We start from the raw sequence: 238 nt of genomic DNA, 5'->3' as shown, positions 1-238 counted from the left end.
ATCGCCGATGGGCAGTTCTTCGCCCGACAGGAGCGCTGGGAGGCGCTGGAACAGCGCAGCGCCGCCGCCGATGCCGCGCGCCAGGCGACCCCCGGCGGAGCGCCCATGGCGGACCTCATCGCCTACGGCGCCCGCGCCGATGTGGTGAATGCTGTTGAGCACGCGCTGAACCAAGGTCTGGCCCTAACAGAACGGGTCACGCTGGATGGTATCATGTCGCTGGAACGAGTCCGGCTGG

1 pseudogene is annotated in these 238 nt (G+C 68.9%); it reads left to right on the top strand.

Going from position 1 to position 238, the window contains the following annotated elements:
• Positions 1–238 (top strand): annotated as a pseudogene (locus R0J92_RS26315) (hypothetical protein); the annotation flags it as partial.

Source organism: Tritonibacter sp. SIMBA_163 (assembly GCF_046535935.1).
GTDB lineage: Bacteria > Pseudomonadota > Alphaproteobacteria > Rhodobacterales > Rhodobacteraceae > Epibacterium > Epibacterium scottomollicae.
The sequence above is the reverse complement of the archived record's forward strand: the minus strand, read 5'-3'. Positions and strand labels throughout refer to the sequence as shown.